The organism is Paenibacillus pabuli NBRC 13638 (genome assembly GCF_001514495.1).
Taxonomy (GTDB): Bacteria; Bacillota; Bacilli; order Paenibacillales; family Paenibacillaceae; genus Paenibacillus; species Paenibacillus pabuli.
Window position 1 is genome coordinate 784,591 of sequence record NZ_BCNM01000001.1, and the last position, 19,152, is coordinate 803,742.

Sequence of the window (19,152 nt, forward strand, 5' to 3'; positions counted from 1 at the left end):
TCAGTGTAAATATTCATTTGTTGAATATATATATCCCCATCAAACTGCACACGGACAAGTCACAAGTAATTCGTACCTATTCTATGAGACCATTGAAGGAGGACGTTTTCGTATGACACATCAGGATTACCGTTATAAACAGGCATTTTCCAAGATTGGTATTCGTCCCACGATTGACGGAAGACGCAAGGGTGTTCGCGAATCATTGGAAGAGCAAACGATGCGCATGGCGACGTCGGTTGCCGAGCTGATCGCAGCAGAACTTCGTTATCCCGATGGATCGCCGGTTGAATGCGTCGTTGCCGAGTCCTGTATTGGCGGCGTGAACGAGGCAGCGGCAGCAGCGGAACTATTCAGTCGATCCAATGTGGGCGTGACCATTACCGTTACACCTTGCTGGTGTTATGGGACAGAAACGATGGATATGTCCCCTTCCATTCCTACGGCAATCTGGGGTTTTAACGGAACTGAACGCCCGGGCGCAGTATATTTGGCAGCAGTACTCTCTGCTCATGCACAGAAGGGGATTCCGGCTTTTGGTATCTATGGTGAGGATGTTCAAGATGGAGGAGATACGACGATTCCTGATGACGTTCGTGAGAAATTGCTGCGCTTCAGCCGTGCGGGTCTTGCCGCTGCGACCATGAAGGGACGTGCCTATCTGTCCATTGGTTCGGTATCGATGGGCATTGCCGGTTCGATCGTTAACGATTCTTTTTTCCAGGAGTACTTAGGCATGCGGAACGAATATGTAGATATGAGTGAATTAACTCGTCGTATCGAAGAGGAAATATATGATCCCGAGGAATATAAGCTGGCACTGGCCTGGGTGAAAGAGAACTGTAGTGAAGGACCGGATAACAATCCTGCCCATCTGCAGACAGACCGCAAACGCAAAACGTATGAATGGGAAACGGTAGTGAAAATGACCCAGATCGTACGTGACCTGATGGCGGGCAATCCGAAGCTTGCGGAACTCGGATTCACAGAGGAGTCCATGGGCCATCACGCAATTGTCTCCGGGTTTCAGGGGCAACGACAATGGACAGATCATTCACCTAACGGAGATTTCCTGGAATCCATCCTGAATTCGTCCTTTGACTGGAATGGCAAACGCTCGCCTTATCTCGTAGCAACTGAGAACGATAGCCTGAATGGCGTATCGATGTTATTTGGTTCCCTGCTTACGCATACCGCCCAGATCTTTGCAGATGTACGTACCTATTGGAGCCCGGATTCGGTAAAACGCGTGACAGGACATCAGCTGGAAGGAAAAGCTAAGGATGGTATTCTGCATCTGATCAACTCCGGTTCTGCCGCATTGGATGGTACAGGGCAACAGTCAAGAGATGGTGAGCCTGTGCTCAAGCCTTTCTGGGAAATTACGGACGAAGAAGTTCAGGACTGCCTGAAATCAACCTCATGGCGGCCGGCATCTGTGGAATATTTCCGGGGCGGCGGCTACTCGGCTGATTTCCTGACCAAAGGCGGCATGCCTGTGACGATGACACGTCTGAATCTGGTTAAAGGACTCGGTCCGGTACTGCAATTGGCTCAAGGTTACACTGTTGATCTGCCGGAGGATGTGCATGATACGCTGGATCAACGGACTGATCCGACTTGGCCATCCACCTGGTTTGCACCTGTTCTGACGGGATCAGGGGCTTTTACTTCCGTCTATGAAGTGATGAATCAGTGGGGTGCGAACCATGGATCCATCTCTTATGGACATATCGGAGCGGATCTCCTGACTCTGGCCTCCATGCTTCGCATCCCGGTAAGTATGCATAATGTGCCGGAATCCGAGATTTTCCGTCCGCGTGCCTGGGGACTGTTTGGTACAAGTGAACCGGAAAGTGCCGATTACCGGGCTTGCAGCGTCTTTGGACCTTTGTATCGTTAACTTCCAAACGGCTTGTTGCAGAAGCGAAGGAGGCATGGAATGGGTACTCAAACAACACATGTGCTTGCTGCCGATTACGGCGCCGGAAGCGGTCGGGTGGTCCGGGGGACTTTTGACGGGAGCAAGCTCTCGTTACAGGAAATGCATCGATTCAGTAACGATCCTGTACACCTGGGGGATGGATTGTACTGGGATTTCCTGCGACTTTTTTACGAACTAAAACAAGGGATTATAAAGGGCATGCAAGGCATCTCCCAACCGGTCCGTTCCATTGCTGTGGATACGTGGGGAGTCGATTATGGATTGGTGGACGGGGCGGGAAGGCTATGCTTCAACCCCCGCCATTACCGGGAATCGCGTCATGCGAAGTGGATGGAAGAAGTCCTGCGCATAGTGAATGAAGAAGAGCTGTATTCCATGTCCGGCGTTCTGCCGCAGCAGATCAATACCGTATTTCAACTGCTTGGAAGTGTGCGCGAGCACTCGGATGGTCTGCGGCCCGATGTACGCATGTTATTGATGCCGGATTTGTTTAACTATTACCTGTCTGGCCAGCAGGCCTGCGAGTATACCATTGCCAGCACTAGCGGACTGTTGCATGCCGGAGAAGCTCGTTGGAATAAACCGTTGATTGGCCGTCTGGGTATCCCGGAGACGCTGTTCCCACCTCTCGTACAGCCAGGCACGGTGCTGGGACAGTTAACGGATGACTTATATGCAGAGTTGCAGACAGGTCCGATGCAGGTGATATCGGTAGGATCACATGATACAGCATCTGCATTGGCAGCCATTCCTGCAACAGATTCGGAATTTGCATTTATAAGCTGTGGCACCTGGTCACTCATGGGGGTGGAACGCGACAGTCCTGTATTGGATAATCGTAGTCGTCAACTAGGGTTCACCAATGAGGGCACGGTAAATGGCAAAGTGCGAACCTTGAAGAATCGATCAGGCCTGTGGTTATTGCAGGAATGCAAACGACAATGGGAACGAGAAAAACAACATTTTACCCACGAGGAACTCGTCCAGCTTGCAGCTTCGGCAAACGCTCATCAATGTTATGTATTGCCGGGAGATGGAGTGTATTTGGCACCAGGAGACATGCCAGGACGAATCCGGCAACAGTGCAGCGCCAGCGGGCAAACCGTACCTGAAACGATCGGAGCAGTTGTGCGCAGTATTCTGGAGAGTCTGGCGCTGGAGTTCAGACAAACTCTGGATGAACTGGAGCTAATTACAGGAGCACGGCCTCGTGTGATCCATATGGTCGGTGGCGGTGTGCATAACCGCTTACTGTGCCAATTTACGGCAAATGCGGCCGGTGTTCCCGTGATCGCTGGCCCAGCAGAGGCAACTTCAGCGGGCAATTGTATGCTGCAACTCTTGGCATATGGCGAAGTGAGCAGCCTGTATGAGATTCGGGAAGTCATGAGGTCTTCGTTTTCTCCCGATATCTATGAGCCAGAGGATACCGCAAGATGGCAGGTAGCCTATGAAGTCTATCAAAACCTGAATCAAAATTTGGCGAACAGAACCAATTAGATAAGCTTTGCACTTGAGCAATCAACATCGAATTCTGTACTTGCTGAAATAGATACAGTCTAAGGAGCGGAGAAGATCATGTCTGAACAACACGTAAGAGAAGAGTTAACGAAATATGCTCGAAGAGCAGTTGCCCAAGGACTGGTGGTAGGACCAGGTGGGAATCTGAGCGCACGCTTCGAAGGTACAATGCTGCTTTCGCCGAGTGGTTATGCTCTAGAAGATCTGGAGCCAGACGAATGGATTGCGATTGATATTGCGACAGGAGAGACACGTGCAGGAGCGACACGTCCTTCTTCCGAAGTTTTAATGCATCTGTACTGTTATCGAGTACATCCTGATATTCAGGCTATTGTTCATACCCATCCCGCATATACGATCGCACTGAGTCTCGTTTTCGATGAATTGCCCCATCTGTTCCCTGATCAGTCGGCACTTGTAGGCGATATTGGTTTTGTTCCCTATGTTCTGCCTACGACCAAACTTCTTGCCGATGCAGTAGCTGCCAAAGTTGAAGAACATACGGCGCTCATTCTGGTCAATCACGGATTGGTCACCACAGGTAAAAACTTGCGGGAAGCTTACTACCGCACCCAGGTGGTGGAGGAAAGCGCCAAAGTGTATATGATCGCCAAGGCTGCAGGGGAGCCCAAAGTCCTTACTGCGGAAGAATACAAGGAGATCCAGTCTCTCGAAAGTGAAGCCTACCGCGTTCAGCTGCTGCAACAACTTAAGTCATAAGTCTATCGGAGCACGCGTTCGTTCATATCTCGGGCAAAACATATGTAGTGGTTAGTTTATTTTCAAGCACTTATTTTGACCCATAATCATCCAAAAGTCCCTGATATAAAAATCAACTTTTTCCGACAAGTATTGCATATCCTGAATTACCGAGTATAATACTGGGTAAATAGATGCAAAGGGGATGCAATAAACGATGAAAACACATGCTGAATTGAACTCACTTCTTGTTGACGATTATCTGGATCTCCTGAACATAGCGAAACAGCTGGGTGATGAGGAATGGAAACAGGCCCTTCTGCAAGCATTGAAAGAAGAAGTGGATGCTAATCATCATCTGGATTCAACAGAGGTAAGGCAGGATCTTTGGAGTCAATTTGAAGGTATTAACGAACAGATGCATGATCTGTTAATGCAACTGAAGTATGCCGATAGTTCCGAAGAAAAAGAACAGATTATTGAAGCCATATGGGGACTGAAAGTGGACCGTAATGCAATCACCCGCAAACTTGAAACCATGAGCCGTGCCAACGCTGGACAGCAATAAGCTCGTTGGTTGATTATACAAAATAAAACCCGCGTGCTGACCTAAGATATGATCTTGGGACAGCCTGCGGGTTTTGTGTTTGTTGCTGTACCCATTTATTTATTGATTAAAACTGTTTGGCGAGTGATCTTGCCTGTTCAATGGCTTGTTGTTTGATCTCATCTGCACGTTCCTTATATTGGTTATGTCCTTCCACAAAAATGCCTTCAAGCTTCGGCACACCAAGGAAAGACATGATAATGCTCAGGTAACGATGTCCGGATTCCATCTGAGCCGCAGGCCCTTCGGAATAAATTCCGCCACGAGCCTGAATATGCAGTGCCTTTTTGTTGGACAACAGTCCGACCGGACCCTGTTCCGTATAACGGAACGTTTTGCCAGCCACGCAGATGGAGTCGATATAAGCTTTCATAATGGGCGGAAAGGAGAAGTTCCACATTGGTGTCACAAAAACATATTTGTCGGCAGACGCAAATTGATCGGACAATTCATTTAAACGTTGTACTTTGGACTGTTCTCCAGAAGTCAATTCGCTGCCAGATTGAAGTTTGCCCCAACCGCTGAACACATCAGCATCAATATGAGGAATGTCAGAGCGATACAGATCCAGGTGAACGACCTCGTCCGAGGGATGACTTTCCCGATATGCATCAACAAACGCTTTGCCAGCAGCCATGCTGAAGGAGGTTTCATGATCATGTGGATGGGCAGTAATATACAATAAAGTAGACATGCTTTTCTTCCTCTCTATGATGTTTTTTTGCAAAGAAGGTCCCACATTAGTAAGCGACCGCTGTAGTATGCATCTTTTATAACGTTTTATACCTGGATAGTGACCTGGTACTCAATCATGTATAATACATGGATGTAAGATGAATTCGAACGATAACAGGAATGAGTGAGATGAGCGCATATGGGAATGGATCTGGAGAAACAACGATTAAGCATTGAAGCAGCGAAATTGTATTATCAGTCGGATTACAGCCAGCAAGATATTGCGGTCAGACTTGGGGTGTCGCGTCCAACGGTATCGCGTTTACTCCAGTATGCGAAAGATCGTGGATACGTTCGTATTGAAATTATGGACCCGCTGGAGGATATCGACATTATCGCCGGGGAGCTCAAGGCCAAGTATAATCTGGATACTGCGCTTGTCTGTTTTGCCCCGTTGAAAAGCGATGAAGAGATTCTGAAACATATTAGCAAAAGAGCGGCAGATTATTTACAGGATACGGTTCAGGATGCGGACATCATAGGTGTGACTTGGGGAACAACGATGAATGCCGTAGCCCGTCAACTTCGTCCGAAGCAAGTCAAAGGAGTCGAGGTCGTTCAATTAAAGGGAGGCGTAAGCCATTCCCATGTAAATACGTATGCGGCAGAGATCGTTCATTTATTTGCTGAAGCTTTTCATACGGTTCCCCGATATTTGCCTCTGCCTGTGATTTTCGACAATATAGAAGTCAAAAAAATGGTGGAAGCAGACCGACATATTGGCAGAATCGTCGAGCTTGGGCGACAGGCTAACATTGCGATGTTTACGGTAGGCACAGTGAAGGAAGATGCACTTTTGTTCAGATTGGGGTACTTCAATGATGAGGAACAGCAATTGTTGATGCATTCAGGTGCAGGTGACATCTGTTCACGTTTTTTTGATGCTGAGGGCAAGCTGATCAGTGATGAGATTAATAACAGAACAGTCGGAATAGATTTGGCAGAGCTGCGAAATAAGGAAAAATCCATCCTCGTGGCTGGTGGGCAGCGCAAAATAGAAGCCATTCATGCCGCACTTAAAGGACACTACGCGAACATTTTGGTTACAGACCAATACACTGCTCAGGCTCTACTACGATTTTAATTGGATTGCATGACAACATCTGCCACGTACATGGGCGGATGTTTTGCTTTCTTAGGCAGAAAATATACTAATTTCCCTGAATTGCATCATGATTCAAACTTGAACAAAAGTTCATATTGATTTTTACATATGTTCATGTTAGGGTAGGGATATAGAAAATAACTAGTTCAGATAAGGGGAGATTCAAATGACTACACCACAATTAGCCAAAATGATCGATCATACCTTGCTTCGTGCAGATGCAACACAAAGTGAAATGGCCAAATTGACCGAAGAAGCAAAGCAATATCAGTTTGCTTCTGTATGTGTTAACCCGGGCTGGGTTGCTTATGCAGCTGAACAGCTTCAAGGTACTGGCGTAGATGTTTGCACCGTTATTGGTTTCCCTCTGGGAGCTTCCACTACCGAGACCAAAGCGTTTGAAACCAAAGACGCTATTGCTAAAGGTGCTACTGAGGTGGATATGGTCATCAACATCAGTGCTTTGAAAGACAGCAAAGATGATGTTGTGGAACAGGATATTCGTGCAGTTGTTGAAGCTGCAGCAGGCAAAGCATTGGTGAAAGTCATTATTGAAACTTGTCTGTTGACGGATGAAGAGAAAGTACGCGCATGCCTGGCAGCCGTGAGAGCGGGAGCTGATTTTGTCAAAACGTCCACAGGTTTCTCTACAGGCGGAGCAACACCAGAAGATATCGCTTTGATGCGTCGCACTGTAGGTCCTGACATGGGTGTGAAAGCTTCTGGCGGTGTGAGAAGTCTGGAAGACATGCAAAAAATGATCGAAGCAGGAGCAACTCGGATTGGCGCCAGTTCTGGTGTGAAAATCATGCAAGGCGGGCAGTCTACATCGACTTATTAATCCAGAGTTGTTGGATGGTTGCGGTGATTTAAAGATCTACAGGAAGGAACTTGTTCTTCATATCCCTGGGAAATGGAGAACAAGTTTTGGACCTGAAGATTCCAGTACGTCCTTTTTTTAACAATAAATATCCACTTAAAAAACCGAATTTATTGTAAGCGCTTCACTCTTTTTCTGAAAGGATAATTCATCACATACATGGTAAACCTTTGAGCTGAATGAACATCCGGCTTAACTACCATCAAAGGAGAGATCAAATGAAATTCTTAATTGCCCTTCTTGGTATCCTTGTTGTCTTTGGACTAGCTTATCTGGTCAGCAACGGTAAGAAGGAGATCCGATATCGTCCACTAATCATCATGGTTGTTTTGCAAGTTATACTGGGATATGCATTGTTAAACACGGAAGTGGGTACCTTGTTGATTGGCGGTTTCGCGACCGTATTTGAAAGTTTGCTTGGCTATGCGAATGAAGGTATCTCATTTGTATTCGGTGGTTTGACTACTGTAGGTGCAGAAAGTGGGGGGGCGCCGTTCTTCCTCAGTGTCTTGATGCCAATCGTCGTCATCTCAGCGCTCATTGGGATACTGCAGTATATCCGAATCTTGCCTTTTGTTATAAAATATATTGGTCTGGTATTAAGCAAAATCAACGGAATGGGCAAACTGGAATCATATAACGCGGTTGCTTCGGCTGTATTGGGGCAATCTGAAGTGTTCATTTCCGTGAAAAAACAAATTGGGTTGTTGCCTAAACATCGGCTGTACACCTTGTGTGCCTCGGCGATGTCCACGGTATCGATGTCGATTGTCGGTGCCTATATGTCCATGATTGATCCAAAATATGTGGTTACGGCTCTCGTGCTGAACCTGTTTGGCGGTTTTATCATTGCTTCCATCGTGAATCCTTACCAGGTAACGGAAGAAGAAGATATATTGGAAGTACAGGAAGAGGAGAAACAGTCCTTCTTCGAAATGCTGGGCGAGTACATCTTGGATGGATTCAAAGTTGCCATCGTTGTTGCTGCAATGTTAATCGGCTTCGTTGCCTTGATTGCGCTCGTTAACGGAATCTTCAGTGCGGTGCTCGGCATTTCGTTCCAGCAACTGCTTGGTTATGTGTTTGCACCATTTGCTTTCATTATGGGTGTTCCTTGGAAGGAAGCGATTCAGGCGGGAAGCATTATGGCTACCAAAATGGTATCCAACGAATTCGTCGCTATGCTTGATCTGACCAAACAGACTGCATTGTCTGCCAGAACAACAGGAATCGTATCCGTCTTCCTCGTGTCGTTCGCGAACTTTTCCTCCATCGGTATTATTGCCGGTGCGGTTAAAGGACTCCATGAGAAACAGGGTAACGTGGTGGCCCGCTTCGGTCTGAAGCTGCTTTACGGTGCATCGCTTGTCAGCGTGCTGTCTGCGATCATCGCCGGACTGTTCTTATAAGCCGGATTATTGGAAGGAGTGCTTAAGTTATGTCAACTTTTAAAAGAGTACATCTGATTGTTATGGATTCTGTAGGAATCGGTGAGGCGCCGGATGCGGCGGAATTCGATGATTTCGACGTCGACACTTTTGGTCACATTGCACGTGAACGCGGAGGGCTGAAGATGCCTCATATGGCCAGTCTTGGACTGTCCAATATTAAGGAAATAGAGGGTGTCCCTGTAGCGGATGCACCAAAAGCCTTTTACACCAAGATGCAGGAAGCATCCCGGGGCAAAGACACCATGACAGGCCATTGGGAGATCATGGGACTTTACATTGATACGCCTTTCCGCGTATTCGAGAACGGCTTCCCGGATGAGCTGATTCAGCGCATTGAGCAAAAAACAGGCCGCAAAGTGATCGGGAACAAACCGGCCAGCGGCACGGAAATTATTGATGAATTGGGTGAAGAGCATGTGAAAACAGGCGCCCTGATTATATACACATCGGCAGACTCGGTTCTGCAGATTGCAGCTCACGAAGATGTTGTACCTTTGAAAGAACTGTATGAGATCTGTGAGTTCTGCCGCGAAATTACACTTGATGATCCGTACATGCTGGGACGTATCATTGCCCGTCCATTTGTAGGTGACGTCGGTAACTTCAAACGTACAGCCAACCGTCATGACTACGCGCTCAAACCGTTTGGACGCACTGTGATGAATGAACTTAAAGATGGCGGTTTTGATGTAATTGCCTTGGGTAAAATCGCAGATATCTATGATGGCGAAGGCGTAACCAAATCCGTGCGTACCGTCTCGAATATGGATGGTATGGACAAACTGTCCGAAACGATGGATGAAGAGTTCACGGGACTCAGCTTCCTGAACCTGGTTGACTTTGACGCTCTGTACGGCCATCGTCGTGATCCACAAGGCTATGCTCAGGCGCTTGAAGATTATGATGCTCGTCTGCCTGAGATTTTCAGCAAAATGACCGATGATGATCTGCTGCTCATCACAGCTGACCATGGTAATGACCCTACGTACCGCGGTACAGATCATACACGTGAGTATGTGCCACTGCTTGTGTACTCGCCACGATTCAAAGAAGGTAAAAAACTCGAGCTGCGCAGCACATTTGCAGACCTTGGAGCTACGGTAGCCGAGAACTTCGGTGTGAAACTGCCGGAATACGGTACAAGCTTCCTGAAGGACTTGAAATAAGATACACGCCATTGAACGGCATACGGGGAATAGAAGTTATTTTTAAAATGAAAAGTAGGACAGGATAACCATTGGGGGCAGTGCATGCTGCTCCATCTCCTGACCTTCATTAACCTAATGGATAACTGGAGGAGATGTAATTATGAGTACACATATTGGAGCAAAACCCGGAGATATCGCAGAAACGATCCTTTTGCCTGGAGACCCGTTACGTGCGAAATTTATTGCGGATACGTATCTGAAAGATGTCGTTTGTTACAACGAAGTTCGCGGAATGCTCGGATTCACGGGTACATATCAAGGACACCGTATCTCGGTGCAAGGTTCCGGCATGGGGATTCCTTCATTCAGCATCTATGCCAACGAACTGATTAGCGAATATGGCGTAAAAAACCTGATTCGTGTAGGAACTTGCGGAGGCATGCAAGAACACGTTCGTGTTCGTGACGTCATTCTGGCTCAAGCTTCCTGTACGGATTCCAGTATGAACAAGCTCGTATTTGGCGGATATGATTTCTCGCCGATCGCTACATTCTCTTTGCTGAAAGAAGCATATGATCGTGCAACGGCTAAAGGCATGAAAATCCATGTCGGTAACGTATTCAGTTCCGATTCCTTCTATCGTGACGATCGTTCCGTGACAGAGAAATTGATGCAGCACGGCGTACTGGGTGTTGAGATGGAAACCACTGCACTGTACACACTCGCAGCCAAATTTGGCGTAAACGCACTGACTATCCTGACTGTAAGTGACCACTTGCTGACAGGTGAAGAGACTTCTGCCGAAGAGCGCCAAAAAACGTTCAACGACATGATGGTTGTAGCACTGGAAACAGCAATTACACTGTAATTTATTATTAATAATCAAATGATTTTGATCGAAACTTTTGTCTTTAGCACGTAGTGGAGGACCCGGAATCGATTCTGTAGAAGCAAAGCGTTCGCCTAAAAGCTTTCTGAAAGAAAGCTGCTTCGGAAGGTTATGCTGTCTCCGAATTTCAACCTTATCAAAGGTTATTCAAAGAAATTCGGAGACAACAGCGATCGAAAGAACGATCCGGGGCCGGAACGGACTAACAACAAAGTGTTCTATACAAATCACTTACCCGAGGAGAGATCATCATGAGAATGGTAGACATTATTGCTAAGAAACGCGATGGAAAAGAACTGACAACAGCTGAGATTGACTTTGTTGTTCAAGGATATACACAAGGCGAAATCCCGGATTATCAAGTCAGCGCTTGGGCGATGGCCGTATTCTTCAAGGATATGACCGACAAGGAACGCGCGGATTTGACCATGTCCATGGTAAACTCAGGCGAAACAATCGATTTGTCCGCAATTGAAGGCATCAAAGTAGACAAGCACTCCACAGGAGGCGTAGGCGACACAACAACTTTGGTATTGGCGCCCCTTGTAGCAGCTCTGGATGTACCGGTTGCCAAAATGTCCGGACGTGGACTAGGTCACACAGGTGGTACGACGGACAAACTGGAATCCGTTGCAGGCTTCCACGTGGAGTTGGAAAAAGAAGAGTTCATCCGCCTCGTGAACGAACATAAAGTTGCCGTTATCGGTCAAAGTGGTAATCTCACGCCGGCGGACAAAAAGCTCTATGCACTGCGTGACGTTACAGCTACTGTAAACTCCATCCCACTAATCGCCAGCTCCATCATGAGCAAGAAAATTGCAGCTGGCGCCGATGCGATCGTATTGGATGTCAAAACAGGCGCTGGTGCGTTTATGAAAACGACAGAAGATGCGAAAGAACTGGCACATGCCATGGTAAGCATCGGTAACAATGTGGGTCGTAAAACAATGGCTGTCATTTCCGATATGTCCCAACCACTGGGTCTGGCGATCGGTAACGCGCTTGAAGTGAAAGAAGCCATTCTTACACTTCAAGGTAAAGGACCGAAGGATCTGGAAGAACTCTGTCTGGCGCTTGGACGTCAAATGGTATTCCTTGCTGGCAAAGCAGACTCCCTGGAGCATGCTGAGGAGAAATTGAAAGAAGTGATCCAGAACGGTAAAGCGCTGGAGAAATTCAAGGACTTCCTGGCAAATCAAGGCGGAGACGCTTCGGTTGTAGATCACCCGGATCGCTTGCCACAGGCGAAATATCTGGTTGAAGTACCAGCGGATAAAGACGGTTATGTAGCTGGCATCGTCGCTGACGAAATCGGTACTGCGGCAATGCTGCTCGGCGCTGGCCGTGCAACAAAAGAATCCGAGATCGATCTTGCTGTGGGCTTGATGCTCAACAAAAAAGTGGGTGACCAGGTTAAAGCTGGCGAATCCCTCGTAACGATCCATGCGAATCGTGAAGACGTAGCAGACGTAATCGCGAAGATCAAAGAGAACATTACCATCTCAGATCATGCAGATGCTCCTGTATTGGTTCATGATATCGTAACGGAATAATATATCAGGCAAACCAGGTTTGACCTTATGCCTGAATTAAATCTAAAGCCCCGAAGTTATGCATTCCATAGCTCCGGGGCTTTTCTTATTTATTTCGCAATTCATCATACGTCATAACTGAATCTGCACTGGTGTAAATGTAAGGGGTGGATGGCTGATCGACCGGCGTTACCTTCGTCGCCCGAATCTCAATCGTATCCTCGCCATTGACTTGAGCCGATCCAATTGTGCCATCGATTTGTACCCAACTGTCTGTAGGAAAGCTGTCTGCATTCGGGACATGAATCATCACACCAAAGGGGGCAGCGTCTGCGGGACAGCACATCACCAGAAATCGTCCCAGTGCAAAATGCGATTCATGATCCATGCTTTTGTCTCGATATACAAACCCGGTCAGAGAGATATCCTTACCTGCAAATTGTCGTTGGAACATGTCGATCGTACCCAAGGTCTCGGAGAAGATTTCCGGGTGTACCTTAATAACCGACTCAACATATAGTTTCTCTGCCAGTTCCGCAAATTCACGACTGTACTCATCTGGAGGCACAAATTGTACTTTCGTGGCAGGGACGGATGAGTCAATAGTAGCGTTTTTTTTGAACAAATCTTTAACGTCCAGTTCAGCTGTATCTGGTAAAGGTTCCTTTCGACGAATCTCCGGAGGTCCATAGGATAGGGACATGCCTTTCTGACTGGCCATGGAACTGCCTAGTGCCTGATCTGGCAAAAGAAAACCAAGTACTAATGGAATGGCAATCAATCCGTACATCAGCGAGCTGCGTACCCATCCCGATGGGGGCGGATGCTCACAGTTGCAATGGAGCTGGCTATTACCGAACAGTCCGTGCCAGGCCATGATGGCGGCAATAAACAAAAAGGGTATTGGGCAGCAGAGAAGCAATCGCTGCATCGTCGGCGCCAGGTAATAATGAAGTGAATCACTTGCGTTCAAGTGAATGATGTATACAGCAAGCCCGCCGATCCACAGCGCACGAATCAGGTTATGCCACTGGATGGTGGAAGATTTTGATACCGGAGCTTTGGTCATTGTATAACCAGGATAGTTCATGTATTCACCTCTTTTGTTCAGATCGTGACTTTGCAATGGCTTTCTCGAATAAACAGGATAATGATCATGCCAAAAGATTAATCAACCACGACCCTGCGAAAACCAACACAATAATGGCCAGGCTCAAGCCAATAACAAATCGGGTGCGGAAGGTGGAAAGCAGCATCAGTGTGCTTTTGAAATCAAGCATTGGACCGAGAACGAGAAAGGATACCAGCGGTCCCAACGCAAACGTGTGAGAGAAGGCAGAGGCTACGAATGCATCCGATGTCGAGCAGAGAGACAATACATACGCAAAGCCCATCATGAAGGCATAGGAGGCGACAGGCCCATTACCCAGAGAAATGAGATCACTGCGGCTGATAAAGGTTTGAATGCAGGCTGTAATGAGAGCGCCAATCACCAAATATTTGCTCATATCGACAAATTCGTCACCGGCATGGATGAAAAAGCTGCGCCAGTTTTTATCATGCGCGTGATTATGATCAGTAGAATGGGAATGAGGCTGTGCCATTTTAAATCCGGGATGTGTCTTGACCTCCGTCACTATAGCCTTCGGTTTGCGCAAAGGATTCTGGCGGACGAACATATACACAAGACCACCGATGGCAGCTGCTACAGCAAAGGCCAGTCCCATACGGGCAATCGTAATTTCGAGATGGGAAGGAAAAGCGAGCAGGGTCGCAGTAAAGACAATTGGATTTACAACAGGGCCGCTAAGAATAAAGGTCACCGCGATATAGGGCGGCATGCCTTTATGCATCAACCGTCGCACGACCGGAATCATGCCACATTCGCAGATAGGGAAAATGATTCCCAGCAGACCCGCTACCAGAACACCTCCGACGGGATTCTTGGGCGTAAGTTTGCGAATCATTTCCTCAGAAACAAACCATTGCATTAGCGAAGACAACAGCACCCCTATGAGCAGAAATGGAGCGGCTTCAAGGAAAATGCTGATGAATATCGTTTTCATATTTTGTAAGGCTTCACTATTCCATGCTTCTTTCAGATTGGGAGCCATCGTGATCAACACGGGAACAAGAAATGCAGAGGGAATCAGGAATGACAGGAGCTTAAGATTGGCTGCCATTTTCATGGGATAGACCTCCAGAACCGGGACTTTGCTAAAATATATGCTTGTACCGGCCGCAACATACTCGCCTTTGCTAATTAATCAACATTTTTACGATTTACATGTGTGGGGGATGTCTGTACCTTAGAAGGAGTTGACAAAAGAAAAAGCATAGGATAAACTCATTAAATAGTAATAATTACGATTAATACAGAGGAGGCCATTTCCATGAGAGTCATTGTAACCTTAGCCTGCACCGAGTGCGGAGATCGCAACTATACAACAACCAAGAACAAGCGTAACCATCCGGATCGGATCGAATTGAAGAAGTATTCACCACGATTGAAGAAGATGACCATTCACCGGGAAACAAGATAAATTTTTTTGTTGTTTTTACATCGTAATATTTACGAAAAGGGGAAAAACCATGATTCTATCTTCCATGCATGAAGTGGTATTCGGATACGGTAAAGAGCCGGTCATTGACCAACTGTCGTTGGATATCCATGTAGGGGAGTTTGTGGGCATTACAGGACCGAATGGGTCCGCGAAAACAACCATGCTAAAATTGCTGCTGGGGCTGTTACAGCCCTGGAGCGGCACAGTACATATGAATGCACAGTCTGCACGCGGCAGCAAGCTGAACATCGGATATGTACCCCAACAGGTAGCATCATTCAACAGTGGGTTTCCCAGTACGGTGATCGAACTGGTGCGATCCGGATGTTACCGCAAACTCGGCTTGTTCCGCAGATTCACATCCGAGCAGGAAGCCATTGTGGAACGCAGCTTGCGGGAAGTCGGCATGTGGGAATACCGCAACGCCCGGGTTGGCGAACTGTCTGGTGGACAAAAGCAGAGAATCTGCATTGCCAGAGCTTTGGCAGGCCAGCCGCAGGTACTTGTACTGGATGAGCCGACTACAGGTATGGATCGGCGCAGCCGTGAAGGGTTCTATGATCTGATGCGCCATTATGCAGACGTCCATGGACTGACCATTATAATGGTCACCCACGGATTGGAAGAGATGGGCAGCCGATTGGACCGGACGATTACCCTGGAGCGGCAAGAAAGTGAGGAATGGCAGTGTTTGAGTACGAATTCATGCAGCGTGCTTTCTGGGCAGGCGGACTGATCGGAGTCATTGCTCCAATTTTAGGAGTTTATCTGATGCTGCGACGGCAGGTGCTGATGGCGGATACGTTATCCCATGTTTCATTGGCAGGGGTTGCCCTGGGTTCTGTGATGAACCTAGATCCGGTGATCTGTGGATTTGCGATTGCGATTATCGGCGCATTGCTGGTGGAACAACTCCGGCGAAATTACCTGACATATAGCGAAGTGCCTGTAGCGATTATTATGACGTCTGGTCTGGCCCTTGCTGTGGTGCTCATGAGTCTGAAAACCAATCTGTCCAAGACATTCAGCTCCTATTTGTTCGGTTCCATCGTTGCAGTCAGTGATATGCAGTTGTGGATTATGGCGGCTGTGTGTGTTATCGGACTGATTTTTTTCATCGTGCTCAGAAGGCCACTGTACAATTTGACGTTTGATGAAGAGACAGCTTCCATCGGAGGCATTCAGGTTAAAGGTTTATCGTTTGCATTTGCCATTCTGACAGGAATGACTGTAGCTTCCGCCATGCCGATTGTCGGCGTATTGCTTGTGTCTGCTTTAATTGTACTGCCAGCTGCCCTGGCCCTGAGATTGTCACGCAGCTTTGCAGCAGCGATCCTTATTGCAGTCGTCACCGGATTAATTGGTATTTTTAGCGGACTAACAACCTCTTACCATCTAAACACACCACCGGGAGGAACGATTGCTCTCATCCTGTTGGTCTTTCTATTGATTGGAATATCAGTGCAAAAGCTGATTGGACGATATAACCGCAAACGTCATCGTAAAGAAAGAAAACAACAACGTGCAACTCTATTCATACATTCAAGGGAGAATACGCCACATGAAATTCAATAAAAAATCAGCTCTTGCATTATTATTCAGTCTTACACTTATCCTAGCCGGTTGTGGACAAAATCAGTCCGCTTCCGATTCCAGTACCAGCTCGGCCAACACGCCGGTACCAGCAGAGACTCAAGAAGCCAAACTGAACGTTGAAGTCAGCTTTTATCCGATGTACGAATTCACCAAAAATGTAGCGGGCGATCTGGCTAATGTTCATACACTCGTTCCTGCGGGAACGGAGCCGCATGATTGGGAGCCGACACCACAGGATATGGCAAGCATCGAAAAAGCGGATGTGCTTGTCTATAATGGGGCGGGAATGGAATCCTGGATCGATCAAGTTACGGATAGTCTGAGTAACGCCAAACTTATTCAAGTGGAAGCGAGTCATGGGATTGATCTGCTGGAAGGATCGGAAGAAGATGAGCATGATCACGAACATACCGATACAACGGACACGCATGACCATGCGGGTGAAGCCACAACGGAGGAGCATGATCATACTCATGACGCTGAGGCTGAAGAAGGACATACACATGATCATGATCACGGTGGACTTGATCCCCACGTTTGGCTGTCACCTGCGCTTGCCGTGAAGGAAGTACGGAATATCGAGGCTGGACTCGCGCAGGCTGCGCCTGAACATGCAGAGCAATTCAAACAAAATGCCGATGCCTACATTGCCAAACTGGAGGCACTGGATCAAGATTTCAAAGCAGCTGTAGCAGACAGCAAACGTAAAGATTTTATCACACAGCATGCTGCATTCGGCTATCTTGCACAGGAATATGGTCTGCAGCAAGTACCGATTGCCGGTCTGTCTCCTGAACAAGAGCCTTCCGCAGCGCAAATGGCATCTGTTATTGATTTTGCCAAGGAACATCAGGTGAAGACAATTTTCTTCGAAACGCTGGTTTCATCCAAAGTGTCAGAGACTATCGCCAACGAAGTAGGAGCTAAAACGGCTGTGTTGAACCCGATTGAAGGGTTGACGGAAGAGGAGATCGCAGCAGGAATGGATTACATCGGCGTAATGCAGCAGAATTTGGAGGCACTGAAACAGGCACTGAATGAATAGCGTTTTTGCCTCTTTAGCAAGTTGATTTACGAAAAAAGAAAACCCATTTGATGCCTGTCATCGAAAAAGGTACAATAATACAACATGCTGAGGAATGGCTGTGCCATTCCTTTGCCTTTTGCCACGCGAGAGCACAGGGATGTGCTCTTTTCGTTGTTCAAGATGACCGGAGAATACGCAGGGAACGGGAGGACGCGCTTATGGATTTAAATGAAGAACAGGAAGTGCTGTTAAGCCAGCAGCCTGCCCATCTATGGAGAAGACGGAAGCTGGAGTTAATGCACTGGACGGAACGCGATAAGCAGACGGTTGCAGCGAAGAGAACGAAGATTTGGAACGGTGTGGAAGTGGATGCTGAGCTTGTCGATGCTTTGATCTTGCTTCAACGTGCCGGCGTACGTACCGAATTTTCTTGTGCAGGCGTAAGCCCGCTGGACGAACCGATAGATCATTCCCTTTATGCCTATGTCACACTCATTCAAAATGACGCAGCCGATCAATTTGTGACCTATGCGCTGTCGCAGATGCGCAACAGATTGCTTGCCACACTGGAGACAGGAACGGGTCGGTATGATTTGTCTTCTTTTTTCATCGGCCATAACCGGAGTTTCTGCTGGTGGATACAGTATTGCGCCGCACATTTCACGGATCGAAACGATTATAGTGTAGCCACGTAGTATACAGACAGGTAGTTTTACTTGATGGCAAGGGAGGTGGGACCGAATTGAATAAATGGCTCAAAACCATACTGTTTCTGATGGGTTCAGCGATACTGACCCGTTTTATCCCGTTTTCTTCATTGTTTCGTAACTTGGATACGATGATTCACGAATTTGGTCATGCGCTGGTGACATTGTTGTTATCCGGCAAAGTATTGCGCATTGAATTATACGCTGATCACAGCGGTGTAACCTATTCGTCCATGCTGACACCAGGCAGATCCATATTGGTTTCCCTGGCGGGTTATATCACCGCATCCCTCTTTGCATGGCTGCTATTCTATCTATACCGGAAAGGACGGCACATGTGGGGACTCGGCATCATGACAGGTGTAGCTCTTGTGTCGCTTCTCTTCTATGTAAGAGGAGAGTTCGGCATGTTATGGCTTACAGGTTTTAGTGCCCTGAATGTCGTAATTATGATCTTTGGTGCCAAAATTGCGAAATTCTATTATCTGTTATTGGCTTTTCTCACACTGGAAGAATCCGTAGTTAGTGCCATGTACGTTGGACTCATGTCTTGGACACAGCCGTCACGAGCAGGGGATGCAGCCAATCTGGCTCAGCAGACATTCCTCCCAGCGCTGTTCTGGGGAACGTTATTTGCACTGTTTGCGTTGTGGTGTGCGAAGGGAGCAATTACGCTCTTTTTCCGAAAAGAAAGCACAGCCCGCACGTCAAAATCTCGTGGATTACGTGGGCGTAACGTTTAGAAA

At 47.4% G+C, this 19,152-nt stretch carries 19 protein-coding genes; 16 read left to right on the forward strand and 3 right to left on the reverse strand.

What is annotated here, in order from left to right:
* The first annotated feature begins 112 nt into the window (after positions 1–112).
* From PPA03S_RS03055 to PPA03S_RS03070, 4 genes are all read left to right on the forward strand, one after another.
* Entirely contained in the window at positions 113–1,903 is a 1,791-nt protein-coding gene (locus PPA03S_RS03055) for an L-fucose isomerase (protein ID WP_062319647.1), read from the forward strand.
* A gap of 39 nt (positions 1,904–1,942) precedes the next feature.
* A complete protein-coding gene (locus PPA03S_RS03060; protein ID WP_062319649.1) occupies positions 1,943–3,445 on the forward strand; it encodes a rhamnulokinase in 1,503 nt (500 codons plus the stop codon).
* 78 nt (positions 3,446–3,523) lie between these two features.
* Positions 3,524–4,186, forward strand: a complete 663-nt coding sequence (locus tag PPA03S_RS03065) for a class II aldolase/adducin family protein (RefSeq protein ID WP_062319651.1) — start codon at positions 3,524–3,526, stop codon at positions 4,184–4,186.
* A gap of 196 nt (positions 4,187–4,382) precedes the next feature.
* A complete protein-coding gene (locus tag PPA03S_RS03070; RefSeq protein WP_062319653.1) occupies positions 4,383–4,733 on the forward strand; it encodes a hypothetical protein in 351 nt (116 codons plus the stop codon).
* A 106-nt stretch (positions 4,734–4,839) separates the two neighbouring features.
* On the opposite strand, the gene PPA03S_RS03075 is transcribed toward PPA03S_RS03070, so the two are convergent.
* Positions 4,840–5,466: an FMN-dependent NADH-azoreductase gene (locus PPA03S_RS03075; protein WP_062319655.1), complete on the reverse strand. Its 627-nt coding sequence runs from the start codon at positions 5,464–5,466 to the stop codon at positions 4,840–4,842.
* Between the two features lie 186 nt (positions 5,467–5,652).
* Here PPA03S_RS03075 and deoR point away from each other — a divergent pair, with 186 nt between their 5' ends.
* From deoR to PPA03S_RS03105, 6 genes are all read left to right on the forward strand, one after another.
* Positions 5,653–6,591 carry a DNA-binding transcriptional repressor DeoR gene (deoR, locus tag PPA03S_RS03080; protein WP_062319934.1) on the forward strand — a complete coding sequence of 313 codons (939 nt, stop codon included), beginning with the start codon at positions 5,653–5,655 and terminating at the stop codon, positions 6,589–6,591.
* Between the two features lie 187 nt (positions 6,592–6,778).
* On the forward strand, positions 6,779–7,453 hold the full coding sequence (gene deoC, locus PPA03S_RS03085) for a deoxyribose-phosphate aldolase (protein WP_062319657.1): 675 nt from the start codon (positions 6,779–6,781) through the stop codon (positions 7,451–7,453).
* Positions 7,454–7,710: 257 nt separating this feature from the next.
* A complete protein-coding gene (locus PPA03S_RS03090; RefSeq protein WP_062319659.1) occupies positions 7,711–8,901 on the forward strand; it encodes a NupC/NupG family nucleoside CNT transporter in 1,191 nt (396 codons plus the stop codon).
* A 29-nt stretch (positions 8,902–8,930) separates the two neighbouring features.
* The gene (gene deoB, locus PPA03S_RS03095) at positions 8,931–10,109 is read left to right on the forward strand and encodes a phosphopentomutase (RefSeq protein ID WP_062319661.1); all 1,179 of its coding nucleotides are present in this window, start codon (positions 8,931–8,933) and stop codon (positions 10,107–10,109) included.
* A gap of 142 nt (positions 10,110–10,251) precedes the next feature.
* The gene (gene deoD, locus PPA03S_RS03100) at positions 10,252–10,959 is read left to right on the forward strand and encodes a purine-nucleoside phosphorylase (protein WP_062319663.1); all 708 of its coding nucleotides are present in this window, start codon (positions 10,252–10,254) and stop codon (positions 10,957–10,959) included.
* A 272-nt stretch (positions 10,960–11,231) separates the two neighbouring features.
* Complete coding sequence (locus tag PPA03S_RS03105) at positions 11,232–12,533, forward strand: pyrimidine-nucleoside phosphorylase (RefSeq protein ID WP_062319666.1); 1,302 nt, start codon at positions 11,232–11,234, stop codon at positions 12,531–12,533.
* Between the two features lie 85 nt (positions 12,534–12,618).
* On the opposite strand, the gene PPA03S_RS03110 is transcribed toward PPA03S_RS03105, so the two are convergent.
* Both PPA03S_RS03110 and PPA03S_RS03115 read right to left on the reverse strand, forming a co-directional pair.
* Complete coding sequence (locus PPA03S_RS03110; RefSeq protein ID WP_062319668.1) at positions 12,619–13,602, reverse strand: TIGR03943 family putative permease subunit; 984 nt, start codon at positions 13,600–13,602, stop codon at positions 12,619–12,621.
* Between the two features lie 64 nt (positions 13,603–13,666).
* Positions 13,667–14,701 (reverse strand): permease, encoded by a 1,035-nt coding sequence (locus PPA03S_RS03115; RefSeq protein ID WP_062319670.1) that lies wholly within the window; start codon positions 14,699–14,701, stop codon positions 13,667–13,669.
* A 204-nt stretch (positions 14,702–14,905) separates the two neighbouring features.
* On the opposite strand from PPA03S_RS03115, the gene rpmG reads away from it, so the two are divergent.
* From rpmG to PPA03S_RS03145, 6 genes are all read left to right on the forward strand, one after another.
* Positions 14,906–15,055, forward strand: a complete 150-nt coding sequence (rpmG, locus tag PPA03S_RS03120) for a 50S ribosomal protein L33 (RefSeq protein WP_062319672.1) — start codon at positions 14,906–14,908, stop codon at positions 15,053–15,055.
* Between the two features lie 49 nt (positions 15,056–15,104).
* Positions 15,105–15,812 (forward strand): metal ABC transporter ATP-binding protein, encoded by a 708-nt coding sequence (locus PPA03S_RS03125; protein WP_062319674.1) that lies wholly within the window; start codon positions 15,105–15,107, stop codon positions 15,810–15,812.
* Positions 15,758–16,651, forward strand: coding sequence for a metal ABC transporter permease (locus tag PPA03S_RS03130; RefSeq protein ID WP_062319676.1), 894 nt, complete (start codon positions 15,758–15,760; stop codon positions 16,649–16,651). The genes PPA03S_RS03125 and PPA03S_RS03130 overlap by 55 nt, the downstream gene beginning before the upstream one ends.
* Complete coding sequence (locus tag PPA03S_RS03135; RefSeq protein ID WP_062319678.1) at positions 16,638–17,717, forward strand: metal ABC transporter substrate-binding protein; 1,080 nt, start codon at positions 16,638–16,640, stop codon at positions 17,715–17,717. Before PPA03S_RS03130 ends, PPA03S_RS03135 begins: the two co-directional genes overlap by 14 nt.
* 200 nt (positions 17,718–17,917) lie before the next feature.
* Positions 17,918–18,394: a hypothetical protein gene (locus PPA03S_RS03140; RefSeq protein WP_062319680.1), complete on the forward strand. Its 477-nt coding sequence runs from the start codon at positions 17,918–17,920 to the stop codon at positions 18,392–18,394.
* Between the two features lie 47 nt (positions 18,395–18,441).
* The gene (locus PPA03S_RS03145) at positions 18,442–19,149 is read left to right on the forward strand and encodes a M50 family metallopeptidase (RefSeq protein ID WP_062319682.1); all 708 of its coding nucleotides are present in this window, start codon (positions 18,442–18,444) and stop codon (positions 19,147–19,149) included.
* Positions 19,150–19,152: the final 3 nt, after the last annotated feature.